Here is an 11530-nt window from a genome sequence, read left to right as displayed (position 1 = left end):
GCGCACTGAATCGGCACCTGCGACTAAAGACACACGACAGTTTTTATATTTCGGGGAATTACTATCCGCCGAAAGCGTCTTTAATGAGAAGGAAGAGGGACAGGCTCCCACCGCCACGGCACTGGCCAGGCGGATTTCTATATCACCAAGGAGAACTACATGCTGATACTCACCCGTAAGGTTGGCGAAAGCATCGTCATCAACGATGACATCAAAGTCACCATTCTGGGCGTCAAAGGGATGCAGGTGAGGATTGGCATCGATGCACCAAAAGATGTTCAGGTGCACCGTGAGGAAATCTTCAAACGCATCCAGGCCGGCAACCCGGCACCGGAGAAGCACGACGACCAGCACTGACCTGCCGGCTACCTGACAGTCGCACGGACGCGCCTGCTCGCAACGCACCAGGGACCGGCCCGCTGGCCGAGCCTCAGGTGCCCAGCAACTCGCGCACCTTGGCGATCATCCTGTCCATGTCGAAGGGTTTGTCGAACACCGCGGCGAACAGTTCCGGGCGTCCTTGGCTGGCCTGGGCGCCGCTCATGAGGATCACGGGCAGGTCCGGCAGCACCAGCTCCTCGCGAATCGCCACCACCAATTCCTCTCCGTTGAGCACGGGCATCATGTAGTCGGTGATGACCAGCTCCACGCGCTTTTCCTTGAGCGCTTCCAGGGCTTTGCGTCCATTGCTCGCCTTCTCCACCAGAAAGCCTTCATCCTCCAGGGCGAAGCCCAGGATATCGGCAATCAGGTATTCGTCATCGACGATCAGGATGGTATTCATCTGCGGCCCCGTCACCCACCCCCTTGCGGCACCGGCGAACCCGAAAGCACCCCGCTGGCACCCTCGAATGCCTTGCGCAGGCTGATACCCTGCGGGCCGAAATGCAGCGCATGCAGCGCCGGGTCGTGGTGGCTGTCGCGTACCTTGAGGATCGACAACAGGCGCCGCAGCTGCGAGTCCAGCTCGACGAAGCGCATCAGCATGAGGTTGTCGACGATGCTCGACAGGTCCGGCGCGGGCGCGGTGATTTCCGAGCCGAAGATGTCGCGCATTTCCCAGGTGAGCATGACGCTGACATCCCGCGCCCGCAGCTCGCCGGTCAAGGCGCGGAAGAACGCGTTGAGCCGTGCCGGGTCGACTGCCAGGCGGCTGAAGGCGCCGAGGCTGTCGATCACCACGCGCTTGCTGCCCGCGGCTTCGACCTGCGCCAGCAGGTGCGCGCCGAGCTGGTCGAGCAAGCCTTCGGTGGTTGGCTGCCAGCACAGCTGCAAGGCGCCTTGGCGCTCCAGTGCGGCGAAGTCATAGCCCAGGGACGCCGCCTTCAGGCGCAGGCGGTCGGGGGTTTCGTAAAAGCCGAAATGCAGGCCCGGGGCTTCGGGAGTGGAGGCTCCCAGAAACGCCAGGCCCAATGAAGTCTTGCCGATCCCCGAGGGCCCCATCAACAAGCTGACCGAGCCTTTGGCCAGGCCGCCGCCGAGCATTTCATCGAGTGTCTCGATGCCCGTGGTCACCCGGCTCAAGCTGGCATTGCCCGGCTGGCTGGGGTGGCTGTACAAGGCCTCCAGGCGTGGGAACACGTGCATTCCCGCCTCGTCGATCAGGCATTCGTGGCGGCCGGACAACGCCCCGCTGCCGCGCGTCTTGCGCAGTTGCACGTGGCGCACGGCGCGGCTGCCGAGCAACTGCTCGCCCAGCTCGATCACCCCATCGACCATGGTGTGCTCGGGGCTGCCTTCGTCCAGCCGAGCGCTGGTCAGCAGCAGCACGGTACAACCGGCGAAGGCCGCATGGCCTTGCAGCTCGGAAACGAATTTCTTGGTGTCCAGCGACGTCTCCGCGCGCACCCGGGCGTTGAGCACGCCGTCGACGATCAGCAAGCTGGCCTGCTGCCGGCTTATCTCCTGGCGCAGCAACTTGACCACCGCATCCAGCCCCTCCTGCTCGAGGGTGTCGAAGGCGCTGACGAACTGGATCTGGTCGCCGACCATCGCCGGGTCGAAGAAATCCAGGGTCGCCAGGTACTGGAACAGCCGTTCGTGGGATTCACTGAGCAAGGTCGCCACCAGCACTCGCCCGCCTTGGCGCACGTGGCTGCAGGCCAGCTGGTTGGCAAGAATGGTCTTGCCCGCCCCTGGCGGCCCTTGAATGATGTAAGACGCGCCAGCGACCAGGCCGCCCTTGAGCAGCGCGTCGAGCCCCGCTATTCCCGTCACCAGCCGCTTGAGTGCTTGTGCCATGGTGGCTACCTTTGCGTTTGACTGTGCGCATCACGCCGGCAGGTCGGCAGGTACAGGCGCATGCAGGTACCCTCGCCCATCTCGCTGCGCACGGTGATTGCGCCATTGCTTTGCTTGGCAAAGCCGTAGGCCTGGCTAAGGCCCAGGCCGGTGCCCTTGCCGAAGGGTTTGGTGGTGAAGAACGGCTCGAAGATCCGCGGCAGTACGTGCGGGTCGATGCCTGGGCCGGTGTCGCTCACCTCGAAGCAGACGTAGCCTCCGCACAGCCCTTCCACTTCGCCTGCAAGCTCCACGGCCTCGATCGCCATGCGAATCGTGCCGTGGCCTTCGATGGCATCGCGGGCATTGAACATCAGGTTGAGCAAGACCATCTGCAGTTGCCCGACGTCCACTTCGATCATCGGCAAATCGGGCTGCAGCTGCTCTTCGAGCGTGATCTCGCGGGGCAAGGCGTGCTCCAGCAGGCCACGGGTTGCAGCGAGCAACTCGGCCGGCGCGATCAGGCTGACTTCGAGCTGGCGGTGGCGGGCGAAGGTCAGCAGCTGTTTGGTCAGCTCGGTGCCGCGCTGGCCGGCATCGAGCACGTGCTGCATCAGCCGCTGCTGGCGCGCCGGGTCGCGGCTTTCCTGGGCCATGCGCGCGGAATTGATGATGATGGTCAGCAGGTTGTTGAAGTCGTGGGCCAAGCCGCCCGTCAGTTGGCCCAGCGCTTCGAGCTTTTGCGCCTGGAACAGCTGGGCACGCACCGCATCGAGCTGCATGGCCGACTCGCGCCGGTCGGTGATGTCACGGGTAACCTTGGCCAGGCCGATGACCACCCCGTGCTCATCGTGGATAACGTCCAGCGCGGCCAACGCCCAGAACTGCGTGCCATCCTTGCGCACCCGCCAGCCCTCGTCCTGCGCCACGCCCTGTTCCAGGGCCTGCTTGAGCAGCCGTTCGGGGCGGCCATCGAGGCAATCCTTAGGGGTGAAGAACAACGAGAAATGCCGGCCGACGACTTCCTCGGCGCGGTAGCCCTTGATGCGCTCGGCGCCGGCGTTCCAGCTGACCACACGGCCAGAGGTGTCGAGCATATAGATGGCGTAGTCCACCACTGACTGCACCAAGCGCTCATAGCTGTTAGCGGGCATCACAGGGTGGTCGGTGCAGTCAGCTGAAACCATGCAAACTCCACAGGCACAGCAGGAGGGGAAATAGTGAGCTTAGCCAAAGTTGCCCGCCTCCGTCAGCGCGCTGCACTTCAGTTCAGCCAGGCTCACGCTCGACCAGCACCGGGCTGACCCGCCGCGGCAGCGCCACTTTCAGCAACCACAGGCACACCAGCACGATCACCCCGCCACCGCCCAGAGCCATCAGGCGCTGGGGTTGCGGGTGTTCGTCGGCGAACCCGAGCATCAACAGGTAGCCGCCCAGTGAGGCCAGGCTGACATAGAGAAACGCCCCCAGCAACAGAACGTGGGCGAACAGCACACGCCAGTACCAGCGGGGGCGAACGAGGCGCCCGGAATCGGTGGAACGAGAAGCCCGAGACATGGCTACGCACTCATTGGATCCAATGGAAGGCGCCACAGTGGCCTAATGACACCTAGGTGTCAATTAACCTTCCGTTCGAGGCCGTCACTCCTTTGATCATAGGTGCTGTAGTTGACTCAACTATAACAATGGGTTATAAAGCGCGCTTGATTGTCAGGCCCTTCTGCCTAGAAGCGCGCCGGTCGTCACGACCCTTTCAAGCGTGCGAGTGTGGTGGAATTGGTATACACAGCAGACTTAAAATCTGTCGGCGTGAGCCTTGCGGGTTCGAGTCCCGCCACTCGCACCATATTTTGATGAAGGCGCCCTGGTGGCGCCTTTTTCGTGCCCGCCGGAAATTCAGCACATGCCTGCTAGAGTGGAACCTGTCTACGTCCACTGGAATGCCACCATGCGCTACTCCCTGTTCGATGGCCAACGCGACATCATCCTCCTCATCGCCCGCGTACTGCTGATGATCCTGTTCATCCTCTCGGGCTGGGCCAAGCTCACCGGTTTCGAAGGCACGGTCGGCTACATGACTTCGCTGGGCGCACCTGCCCCCATGGTGGCGGCAGCGGTTGCCGTGCTGATGGAGTTTTTCGTCGGCATCGCGCTGATCCTGGGTTTCTACACGCGCCCGCTGGCCTTCCTGTTCGCGCTGTTCGTGCTGGGCACGGCGCTGCTGGGGCACCCGTTCTGGAACATGGTCGACCCTGAGCGTGCCGCCAACATGACCCAGTTCCTGAAGAACCTGAGCATCGTCGGCGGGCTGCTGTTGCTGGCAGTGAGCGGGCCTGGGCGGTTCTCGCTGGACGGGCGCTGAGTCAGTCGTCCACGTCGTCGTGCCAGGCGGGATGGTCGCCTTCGTCGTCGAGGTCGTCGTCGAGGTCATCCAGTAGCTCTTCATCTTCCTCGACTTCATCTTCGGCGCCCTGGGCATCGGCTTCGAGGTCCAGGTCGTCGTAAAGGAATTCGTGATCGAGCAGATGATCGTGCTCCGGCTCGTGCAGGTCGTCTTCGTCGCGCATGGTGGCTCCTGGAAATTGGCCACGCCTGTATAGGCGCATCGCTGGCCAGGGTCAATGGCTGACGGTTAATGCTGAGTTAACCGATAGCCCTCAGGCTGAAATCTCTCCCTTCAAACGTTCCTTGCCCGCCTTCCTGGCGGGCTTTTTTTTGCGCAGACCCTTCGTCCGAATGCGGGCCGCTCCCCGAACCCGACCGCAATGTTGCGTTCGCACATGATGCAGGAACCGCTTTTTCAAGGAGAGAATGCATGGCCGTGAACATCGACAACCTCATCATCACCACGCCCCTCCCGAAATCCGCCAGCAACCCCGTTGCCCTCGAAGTGACAGGCGCCCAGGCCCTGGCGAGCCTGACCAACGTGGTCGCACGCCTGAGCGACGGCTCGATCCGCATGACCGCCCCCACCAGGGGCGCATCGAGCAAGAGCACCCACCGCACCCGCTGCGAATGGAAAGAAGCCGTGTACTGGGCCCTGGGCAGCGCTGCCCGCCACCGCAATCACCAGCGCATGACCCTGGAGAAGGTCAACCTGGCGCAGAAGGTGGTGATTTCCCAGATGCATGTGAAGGACGACGACAACCCGCCGATCAAGGTGTTCTGGAACAAGGGCAAGATCACCGTGGGCTTTCGCGCGGACTTCAACCAGAGCGCAACCGTGAGCAGCACCGTGCTGGAGAATGTGCCACTCGGCAGCCGTTTCGACATCACCATCGAAGCCACCGAGAACGGCGCCTGCACGGTCAGCGCAACGTGCGCAGGCCGCACCGGCACCACCGCCACGCTGCAGCTGGGGTCATCCTGGGCGGCGCGGACGCTGAATTTTCATGGCGGGGTGTACAACCAGGTGGACTACAACGATGACACGCCGGCCGAGGATGGGTCCGTCTGCGTGATCAGCGCACTGGAGCTGGTGCATGCTTGAGGCGGGTATTACAGGCGTGAAACATACCCTTCACGAATTTATGACACCCGCCTGGGCACACTGACCCTGCTCCGACGTTCTTTAGGCCCGCCACTTGTTGGCGGGCTTTTTCTTTGCCCGAATGAGGCGCTCAGCTGCCCTGGTCTTCCGAGTTCCCGGCACGCATGAAAGCCCTGACCCAAAGCAGAACGACGCCCAGAGGCAGGGTGGACCAGATCAGCATCCCCTCATGTCGTAGCCGGAAAATATCATTCAGCACGCCAGCGTCTTTGGTAAAAATGCCAACTGAAAGCATTAACAGCGCCAACCCTCCGCCGATGGCGGTACACAGCCATCCCACCACGCCCATGGTCTTGTCCAGCAGCTTCTTCTGGGCAGTGTTCATCTAATCACCTCAAGCAAAACCGCCAATTGTACCTCACGCAGCTCATGATGCCTTGTGATGCGCTAACCATCGGCTTTTCTAGCGCACAAAGAAAAACCCCGCAGACGTTAATCTGCGGGGCTTTCGAATGTGGAGGCCGAGGTCGGAATCGAACCGGCGTAGACGGATTTGCAATCCGATCTATATTCCATTGATTTTTCAATAGCTTACGAGCCTTCAGTTCCGCATAGAAAAATTCTTAGCAAGGCTGCAGCCCTTTAAAATCAAGGGACATGGCAGGAATTGCGGAACTGATTTTCGCGCCTGGTCAGCGGTTTTCAAGACCGTGGGATAAACCCAGATCCTATGCCGGCTGTAGGGCGAAATCGCTTCCAAAACGAAGATTAAAACGGCTCGACTACAGCCCGCATGCGGCAAGGGTCGCCGTTTCAGTTTTGGAACCGATTTTCGCTGATTTTTTATCACTTGAAATGGAAACTATTAGTCTATGATGTTACAGGGCACTCGATATACTAAGTCCTCTTCTTTGAAGCCAGACCGCTCACCGAATTCTGCAAACGCCCGTTTCCGGTAGCTGCTAACCCCTTCTTCAATCAATTCGTAAATATCTTCGTCATACTGACTGCAACCCCAAACATTACTTGCGAGGTACAAAGCATGATGCGCAAACTGGTTCCGGAGTGTTTCGTGCCATCCATCCTGCTCCTCAAGGCTAGTCAAGTTCATTATTTCCTCAGCAGAATTCAATAGGAAAGAGACATAAAATTCATACTGTTCATAGCTTTTTTCTTTAGACCCCAAATTCTCCCCAATTTTTTTGAATTTATAATAGCCAGGATTATCGACAGGATAGGAAGCGGCTGAAAACTCCGGATTTTCGAAGGACAAGGTTAGATAATCTTTATAGATGCCCTTTGCAGCTATTACCTTCGACTCCTGTAGCTGCACATAGGCTACAAAAGCTGCAGCGATTGCGACCATCGCCGTAACAGCTGTTGCAATATCCGAGACCCACTTGTCTCTTTCGGACAAGACGAAGGCCAAAATCAAACAAAATGCAAGAAAGGCGGTTAACGCCACAAGCTTAGATTCCACTCAAACCTCACAACCAACGCATATATTAGCCCAAGCCATGCAGACTTTTGGTCCTAGCCCCAGCGGCTCAGGGGCCGAGCAAATGGTAACGCATTAGTAATGCCCAGCACAGGTTCAGGCAATGCAGCAGTAGTGTGGAAAATAGACCTAAGGCCGTGCTGTTCGCGGTCTATGCGTCGATCCTGTCTATATGCATTGGCGAGTTTGGGCGACTTTCGCCAAGTAAAACCGAGAAGCTTTCGAGCGGTTTTAGATAACCTATGTGTCACACACGGGCGTTCTGCCGATCACGATCCGTCCTGGCTCATCACCTTCCCAGCTTTTCAAATTATCGTAACTGAACAGGCCGATGTGATACGCCTCCTCGATCTCCATCAACCCCCACGCCCTGGCAGCCTCAGACGGTTCCAGCATGTCCACGCTTTGGTCTTACATCTCGCGTTCTTCAGAAACGGTTTCGGTAATAAGCGGCTTGCTTACCCTGGCCGCTTCCAAGCCCGAATAGCCGGTCAGCAGTGCGAGCGTGAATACGATGCGATGACACGTCCTCCTCGGCCAAGCGGTCGCTGCTGTCACGCTCCGCTGAAAGCTTGCCAGCCGTCGCACGCTCCACAGACCGGCCATGCTCATAAGCGAGCCAGTAGGAGCCAAGCAGCGCCAGCACCAATGCCGCTCTTATGGCCAGTGACTTCATGCCAGCATCCCGCCGAACTTCTTCCGCTGCGCCAGCAGCTTCTCCAACCTGTGAGGGTTATGCCTATAATTGTACCCTGACCGCGAGGCCCAGATGTTCGAGCACTTGGCGATGGCTTCAGCGATGCAGCCCGCCTTGATATCGTCCAAGGCCCGGCATTCGCGGATGTGCTGCAGGGCTACCCGGTCCTGGTTCTCCGGGATGAAGCCACCGGTCAGGCACAGGCTCACCCGATATGCATCCCTGTACCGTGACAGCAGTTGGTAACGGCCGGCGGCCGTGCTCGTAACCGGCTTCCCATTGATGGGAAAGGTCAGCTTTTTCCGTGGATGATCCAGACAGCCGTTGAATAGGCCTCGGCCATACAACACGTTGTAACCGTCATCACTGCCTTTGACGGTCGAGGTGCCTTCTGAAAAGGCAATGAGGTCCAGAAACCGGAGCACATTCACGCCTCCCGCCTGTTGTTCGGTGAGTCGAGTCATGTTTTCTCCGAGCAAAAAAAACCCGCTATAAGCGGGCAAGAATCTCTTATCAGTGGAATCTAATCCAAATACTCTAAGGTAGAGTATCTTGCCTCTTCGTAATTACCCTTCAAGAATCTCGACTCAAGAAGTTCCGCTGCAGCCTCTGGGCTGGCCCATTCAACTCCATCCAAGGAAGATAGAGACCAATTCCACCACTGCACCTTCTGTAAACACTGAATAACTTCTTCAGAGAATCTGAACCTAATATGTGATGGTGGTAGCCCACCAATAATTTCGTAAGGCTTTACGTCCTTCGAGACGACAGAATTAGCGCCCACAACCGCGCCATCACCGATAGTAACGCCTTTCCTTATGATAACGTTTTGGCCAATCCATACGTCATTACCAATAGTCACATCCTTCTGATTTCTATTGGTCGGCTCTCGCATTTTCTTTAGGGCAGCGATCCTTTCTGTCTTGTTTCTAGACCAGTACTCCTGACAGAAATCTACATCCTGCCAAGAGTTAATAAATGTGCTTGTGGTTAACAGTCGAACATCATGCTCAACCGGGGCAATCAAAACACCTGGAGCAACAGAGCAAAACCGCCCAATCGACTTGAGGCCTTCAATAGAGCCTCCACGAAAGAACGTGAATGCTCCAACTGACCCGACTACAAATCTAGCAACCCGGCCAATTATCACAGGAGACTCTACGACTGAGTTGTTCTTCTTCAGCTGTTTATAAGTAGACTCTTGATCAATCTTGAAACCATCTTTATCGATAAACATCATGCGCCTGATTTGCGATTTCCATTTCAGCCTTACCATGACTACCCGCAGGAAGCACACTAAAAAGGCGTTGCTGATCAATGGTGCATCACTAGGCTACATGCTTCAAGCAATTTTGCGCTGACTTAGCTTGCGAAGCCGGGCAGCGGATCGCCCTGCCTATTCGTCATTGAGAGCTAGGTCACACGGCGATGCCAAGGCGTGCCATGCGCTTGCGCATCACCCCAGCCACCAACTGGATTTCAGCGTCCGTCAAGGCAACCGAATAGATCGCCACGGTCGAAATATCTACCAAGCCGCTGTTACCAATGTCTTTGCCACCGATTTGGAATGGCTTGTTGTTCAGCACTCGGGTTTTGAGCTCGTAGAATTCTGTTTTGACTCGCTCACTGCTCGCGGACAGGCGATTGCCACCTTCCTCGTCAGTGATGTTGAGGTAATCCGGCGCTCGATCTAAACGACGGACTAAGCTCTGCATGTTCTTCAAAGCGGCCGAGTTAGGGTATCGGTCTTTCTCTACCGCTACTCCCCCGACGTTTTGATAGAGAATGATGTACTCATCAGAAACTCTGAACAGCACACTGAAAAGCCCAAGTGAAGGAGTTCCAGCCAGCCCCAGCGCAGTGCTGGTGTAAATGAGCGCCCCGCTCATCTGTGTCGAAAGGTCAGCCAAAACCTTGGCATTGGTAGGGCACTGCACACCGCCACCCACATCCACCATCTTGATTTCTTCCGACAGGAACAACTCGTTTGCCGTGTCGATTGTTTGTGTCAGGCGCGCGAGATCTTCTGCTCCGCTCATTACTCCAGGCGAAAAAAGCCCACCTAAGTGGGCAGGGAATTAGGTGGCCGGCGCTCCGGGCCATGATCGGATGTACCAGCGCTGCAGCAGCGCCCGCAATTGGGCGGCCATAACTGCTACGGATATGCCGGCAAGCAATGAAGTGAACTCGGCCTCATTCAAGCCAAACCCCAACCGCGGCAAAGGCAAATTGGGTAAGAAACTCGGCGACCCAGTAAAAGACAAGGTCCTGGCTGAGCAGATCGTCGCAGCGCGTGATGCCGGAGTGACGATGGCCCAAGCCATCCGCCGGCTGGGCATTTCCTACAAGCTAATCCACCGGTTCATGACCGACTTCGAGATCAGCTACCCCACCACCGCCGAAAAGAAAGTGAAACGCACCGCATGAAACGCATTACCGCGCGCGCCCGGCACGGCCGGCGCCAGCAGCACATCAACCTGCCGCCGAGCGGCCTGGGAGGTACTGGCCATGGCCAAGCAGAAGACCGGGGGAGCGAAACACTCTGCGGACTACCGGGATCGCAAGAAGGAAGAAGCCGAGAGACTGGGCATCGAGAAGGTGTTCTTCAACATGCCGAAAGGGATCAAGGCCGCCATGGCTGCCGAGATCGAGTGCCACGGATACGACCAGGTGCAGGAACTCTGGCAGGACCTGGCCTTGTCTTGGATTGCGCAAGAACCTGAAGAGCGGGCGCGCCGACTTGAACGGCCTGACGCGCCAGCTTTTTACATCTCGCCAAAACTAGCGCGACAGTTCAAAGAGACAAGCATGGCTGAACTGAGGCGCAATCCGGGCGACGAAATACAAAGCCTTACGCCAGTTTCCTGACCTTCACAACGGCTGACTCAACCTCATTCCAAGCATTTGAAACGTGGGGATGCTCAGCTTGACGGTACTTCGAGCTGTCGAGGATCAATGACTTGGCCTTCTGGCTGATGTCCACCAGGTTCAAGTTCAGATCTTGAGTAGCTCCTAGTACGGCGACGAGAGCCTGTTCCAACGCGATTTCGCGATCAGTTGCCATTTTCACTCCTTGTATCCGGCTCCATGCCGGTCACCCGTAATACCCCATCCCAAACCAAATTGCCACCATGCCGCATCCGGCCACGGAGTGCGACGCATGCATAGCATGCTCATAGTTTCGAATTAGAGGATTTTTACCCACTTCGCCGGCGGGTTTCTTTGGTCGTAACGCCATTCACTACCGCAGCTTGAACACCGACAGTCGATCCAATGCTGCTGGCTTGCTGTTTTAGAATTCAATATTTTGAAATCAGTACCGCCATAACCGAACTTCTCCATTCCAAACTTACAGCATGACTTCATACCAAAAAGAGGGTCATCAGCAGGCCTCCAGTAAAGATCAAGCCCCCCCTGAACATGATCCTCAGGGCCATGAGAAATGTAGATACGACCATTACTCAAAACCTGATAGATGGCAAGTGCAGTCTTGCCATCCAGAGAAAAATCAACTGAGCCTTTATTATCGCGACGATTATGATTTACAAGAATATACCCCGGCAGATACTTCCGATATCTGTCTTTAATTTCTTCCTTAATTTTCTCTTCCATTTTTTGCATCCCT

The 11530-nt window shown here is 57.3% G+C and carries 17 protein-coding genes, 1 tRNA gene and 1 pseudogene; 6 read left to right on the top strand and 13 right to left on the bottom strand.

All coding sequences use genetic code 11. The features are described 5' to 3' along the window. Positions 1-159: 159 nt before the first annotated feature. Positions 160-357 (top strand): carbon storage regulator CsrA, encoded by a 198-nt coding sequence (gene csrA, locus B3E94_RS02190; protein ID WP_008089330.1) that lies wholly within the window; start codon positions 160-162, stop codon positions 355-357. Between the two features lie 73 nt (positions 358-430). On the opposite strand, the gene B3E94_RS02185 is transcribed toward csrA, so the two are convergent. From B3E94_RS02185 to B3E94_RS02170, 4 genes are all read right to left on the bottom strand, one after another. Next, on the bottom strand, positions 431-784 hold the full coding sequence (locus B3E94_RS02185; RefSeq protein ID WP_176515072.1) for a response regulator: 354 nt from the start codon (positions 782-784) through the stop codon (positions 431-433). An 11-nt stretch (positions 785-795) separates the two neighbouring features. Next, a complete protein-coding gene (locus tag B3E94_RS02180) occupies positions 796-2241 on the bottom strand; it encodes an ATPase domain-containing protein (RefSeq protein ID WP_286912165.1) in 1446 nt (481 codons plus the stop codon). 5 nt (positions 2242-2246) lie between these two features. After that, a complete protein-coding gene (locus tag B3E94_RS02175; protein ID WP_286912164.1) occupies positions 2247-3407 on the bottom strand; it encodes a two-component system sensor histidine kinase NtrB in 1161 nt (386 codons plus the stop codon). Between the two features lie 82 nt (positions 3408-3489). Continuing rightward, the gene (locus B3E94_RS02170; RefSeq protein WP_286912162.1) at positions 3490-3777 is read right to left on the bottom strand and encodes a hypothetical protein; all 288 of its coding nucleotides are present in this window, start codon (positions 3775-3777) and stop codon (positions 3490-3492) included. 204 nt (positions 3778-3981) lie between these two features. On the opposite strand from B3E94_RS02170, the gene B3E94_RS02165 reads away from it, so the two are divergent. Beyond that, a tRNA-Leu gene (locus tag B3E94_RS02165) sits at positions 3982-4066 on the top strand. 102 nt (positions 4067-4168) lie between these two features. Further along, positions 4169-4582 carry a DoxX family protein gene (locus tag B3E94_RS02160; protein ID WP_236235422.1) on the top strand — a complete coding sequence of 138 codons (414 nt, stop codon included), beginning with the start codon at positions 4169-4171 and terminating at the stop codon, positions 4580-4582. A 1-nt stretch (position 4583) separates the two neighbouring features. Here B3E94_RS02160 and B3E94_RS02155 read toward each other — a convergent pair whose 3' ends face one another. Next, positions 4584-4787 (bottom strand): hypothetical protein, encoded by a 204-nt coding sequence (locus B3E94_RS02155; RefSeq protein WP_286912161.1) that lies wholly within the window; start codon positions 4785-4787, stop codon positions 4584-4586. A 248-nt stretch (positions 4788-5035) separates the two neighbouring features. On the opposite strand from B3E94_RS02155, the gene B3E94_RS02150 reads away from it, so the two are divergent. Further along, positions 5036-5710, top strand: a complete 675-nt coding sequence (locus B3E94_RS02150) for a polysaccharide lyase family 7 protein (RefSeq protein ID WP_286912160.1) — start codon at positions 5036-5038, stop codon at positions 5708-5710. 130 nt (positions 5711-5840) lie between these two features. Here B3E94_RS02150 and B3E94_RS02145 read toward each other — a convergent pair whose 3' ends face one another. The 6 genes and pseudogenes from B3E94_RS02145 to B3E94_RS02115 form a co-directional block, all read right to left on the bottom strand. After that, positions 5841-6095: a hypothetical protein gene (locus B3E94_RS02145; protein WP_286912159.1), complete on the bottom strand. Its 255-nt coding sequence runs from the start codon at positions 6093-6095 to the stop codon at positions 5841-5843. 480 nt (positions 6096-6575) lie between these two features. Beyond that, on the bottom strand, positions 6576-7190 hold the full coding sequence (locus B3E94_RS02140; protein WP_286912158.1) for a hypothetical protein: 615 nt from the start codon (positions 7188-7190) through the stop codon (positions 6576-6578). Between the two features lie 445 nt (positions 7191-7635). Next, positions 7636-7884, bottom strand: a complete 249-nt coding sequence (locus B3E94_RS25435; protein WP_313394414.1) for a hypothetical protein — start codon at positions 7882-7884, stop codon at positions 7636-7638. After that, positions 7881-8369: a glycoside hydrolase family 104 protein gene (locus B3E94_RS02125; protein WP_286912157.1), complete on the bottom strand. Its 489-nt coding sequence runs from the start codon at positions 8367-8369 to the stop codon at positions 7881-7883. The genes B3E94_RS25435 and B3E94_RS02125 overlap by 4 nt, the downstream gene beginning before the upstream one ends. 188 nt (positions 8370-8557) lie before the next feature. Continuing rightward, a pseudogene (locus B3E94_RS25455) lies at positions 8558-8764 on the bottom strand (DapH/DapD/GlmU-related protein); the annotation flags it as partial. Positions 8765-9323: 559 nt separating this feature from the next. Beyond that, entirely contained in the window at positions 9324-9944 is a 621-nt protein-coding gene (locus B3E94_RS02115) for a hypothetical protein (RefSeq protein WP_286912155.1), read from the bottom strand. 70 nt (positions 9945-10014) lie between these two features. Between B3E94_RS02115 and B3E94_RS02110 the strand changes: the two genes are divergently transcribed. Both B3E94_RS02110 and B3E94_RS02105 read left to right on the top strand, forming a co-directional pair. After that, complete coding sequence (locus B3E94_RS02110) at positions 10015-10332, top strand: hypothetical protein (RefSeq protein ID WP_286912154.1); 318 nt, start codon at positions 10015-10017, stop codon at positions 10330-10332. An 81-nt stretch (positions 10333-10413) separates the two neighbouring features. Beyond that, the gene (locus B3E94_RS02105) at positions 10414-10773 is read left to right on the top strand and encodes a hypothetical protein (protein WP_286912153.1); all 360 of its coding nucleotides are present in this window, start codon (positions 10414-10416) and stop codon (positions 10771-10773) included. On the opposite strand, the gene B3E94_RS02100 is transcribed toward B3E94_RS02105, so the two are convergent. Together B3E94_RS02100 and B3E94_RS02095 are read right to left on the bottom strand one after the other, a co-directional pair. Then, a complete protein-coding gene (locus tag B3E94_RS02100; RefSeq protein WP_286912152.1) occupies positions 10757-10969 on the bottom strand; it encodes a hypothetical protein in 213 nt (70 codons plus the stop codon). The two genes, B3E94_RS02105 and B3E94_RS02100, sit on opposite strands and share 17 nt — an antisense overlap. A gap of 122 nt (positions 10970-11091) precedes the next feature. Next, positions 11092-11517: a hypothetical protein gene (locus tag B3E94_RS02095; protein WP_286912151.1), complete on the bottom strand. Its 426-nt coding sequence runs from the start codon at positions 11515-11517 to the stop codon at positions 11092-11094. Between the last annotated feature and the right edge of the window lie 13 nt (positions 11518-11530).

The sequence above is a fragment of the Pseudomonas sp. UBA6315 genome (assembly GCF_002438125.1).
GTDB classification, from domain to species: Bacteria; Pseudomonadota; Gammaproteobacteria; order Pseudomonadales; family Pseudomonadaceae; genus Aquipseudomonas; species Aquipseudomonas faucium.
The sequence above is the reverse complement of the archived record's forward strand: the minus strand, read 5'-3'. Positions and strand labels throughout refer to the sequence as shown.

Excerpts from the sequence above, each read along its gene's own strand:
- csrA (WP_008089330.1), top strand. The coding sequence starts at position 160 with ATGCTGATACTCACCCGTAAGGTTGGCGAAAGCATCGTCATCAACGAT.
- B3E94_RS02185 (WP_176515072.1), bottom strand. The coding sequence starts at position 784 with ATGAATACCATCCTGATCGTCGATGACGAATACCTGATTGCCGATATC.
- B3E94_RS02180 (WP_286912165.1), bottom strand. The coding sequence starts at position 2,241 with ATGGCACAAGCACTCAAGCGGCTGGTGACGGGAATAGCGGGGCTCGAC.
- B3E94_RS02175 (WP_286912164.1), bottom strand. The coding sequence starts at position 3,407 with ATGGTTTCAGCTGACTGCACCGACCACCCTGTGATGCCCGCTAACAGC.
- B3E94_RS02170 (WP_286912162.1), bottom strand. The coding sequence starts at position 3,777 with ATGTCTCGGGCTTCTCGTTCCACCGATTCCGGGCGCCTCGTTCGCCCC.
- B3E94_RS02160 (WP_236235422.1), top strand. The coding sequence starts at position 4,169 with ATGCGCTACTCCCTGTTCGATGGCCAACGCGACATCATCCTCCTCATC.
- B3E94_RS02155 (WP_286912161.1), bottom strand. The coding sequence starts at position 4,787 with ATGCGCGACGAAGACGACCTGCACGAGCCGGAGCACGATCATCTGCTC.
- B3E94_RS02150 (WP_286912160.1), top strand. The coding sequence starts at position 5,036 with ATGGCCGTGAACATCGACAACCTCATCATCACCACGCCCCTCCCGAAA.
- B3E94_RS02145 (WP_286912159.1), bottom strand. The coding sequence starts at position 6,095 with ATGAACACTGCCCAGAAGAAGCTGCTGGACAAGACCATGGGCGTGGTG.
- B3E94_RS25435 (WP_313394414.1), bottom strand. The coding sequence starts at position 7,884 with ATGAAGTCACTGGCCATAAGAGCGGCATTGGTGCTGGCGCTGCTTGGC.
- B3E94_RS02125 (WP_286912157.1), bottom strand. The coding sequence starts at position 8,369 with ATGACTCGACTCACCGAACAACAGGCGGGAGGCGTGAATGTGCTCCGG.
- B3E94_RS02115 (WP_286912155.1), bottom strand. The coding sequence starts at position 9,944 with ATGAGCGGAGCAGAAGATCTCGCGCGCCTGACACAAACAATCGACACG.
- B3E94_RS02110 (WP_286912154.1), top strand. The coding sequence starts at position 10,015 with ATGTACCAGCGCTGCAGCAGCGCCCGCAATTGGGCGGCCATAACTGCT.
- B3E94_RS02105 (WP_286912153.1), top strand. The coding sequence starts at position 10,414 with ATGGCCAAGCAGAAGACCGGGGGAGCGAAACACTCTGCGGACTACCGG.
- B3E94_RS02100 (WP_286912152.1), bottom strand. The coding sequence starts at position 10,969 with ATGGCAACTGATCGCGAAATCGCGTTGGAACAGGCTCTCGTCGCCGTA.
- B3E94_RS02095 (WP_286912151.1), bottom strand. The coding sequence starts at position 11,517 with ATGGAAGAGAAAATTAAGGAAGAAATTAAAGACAGATATCGGAAGTAT.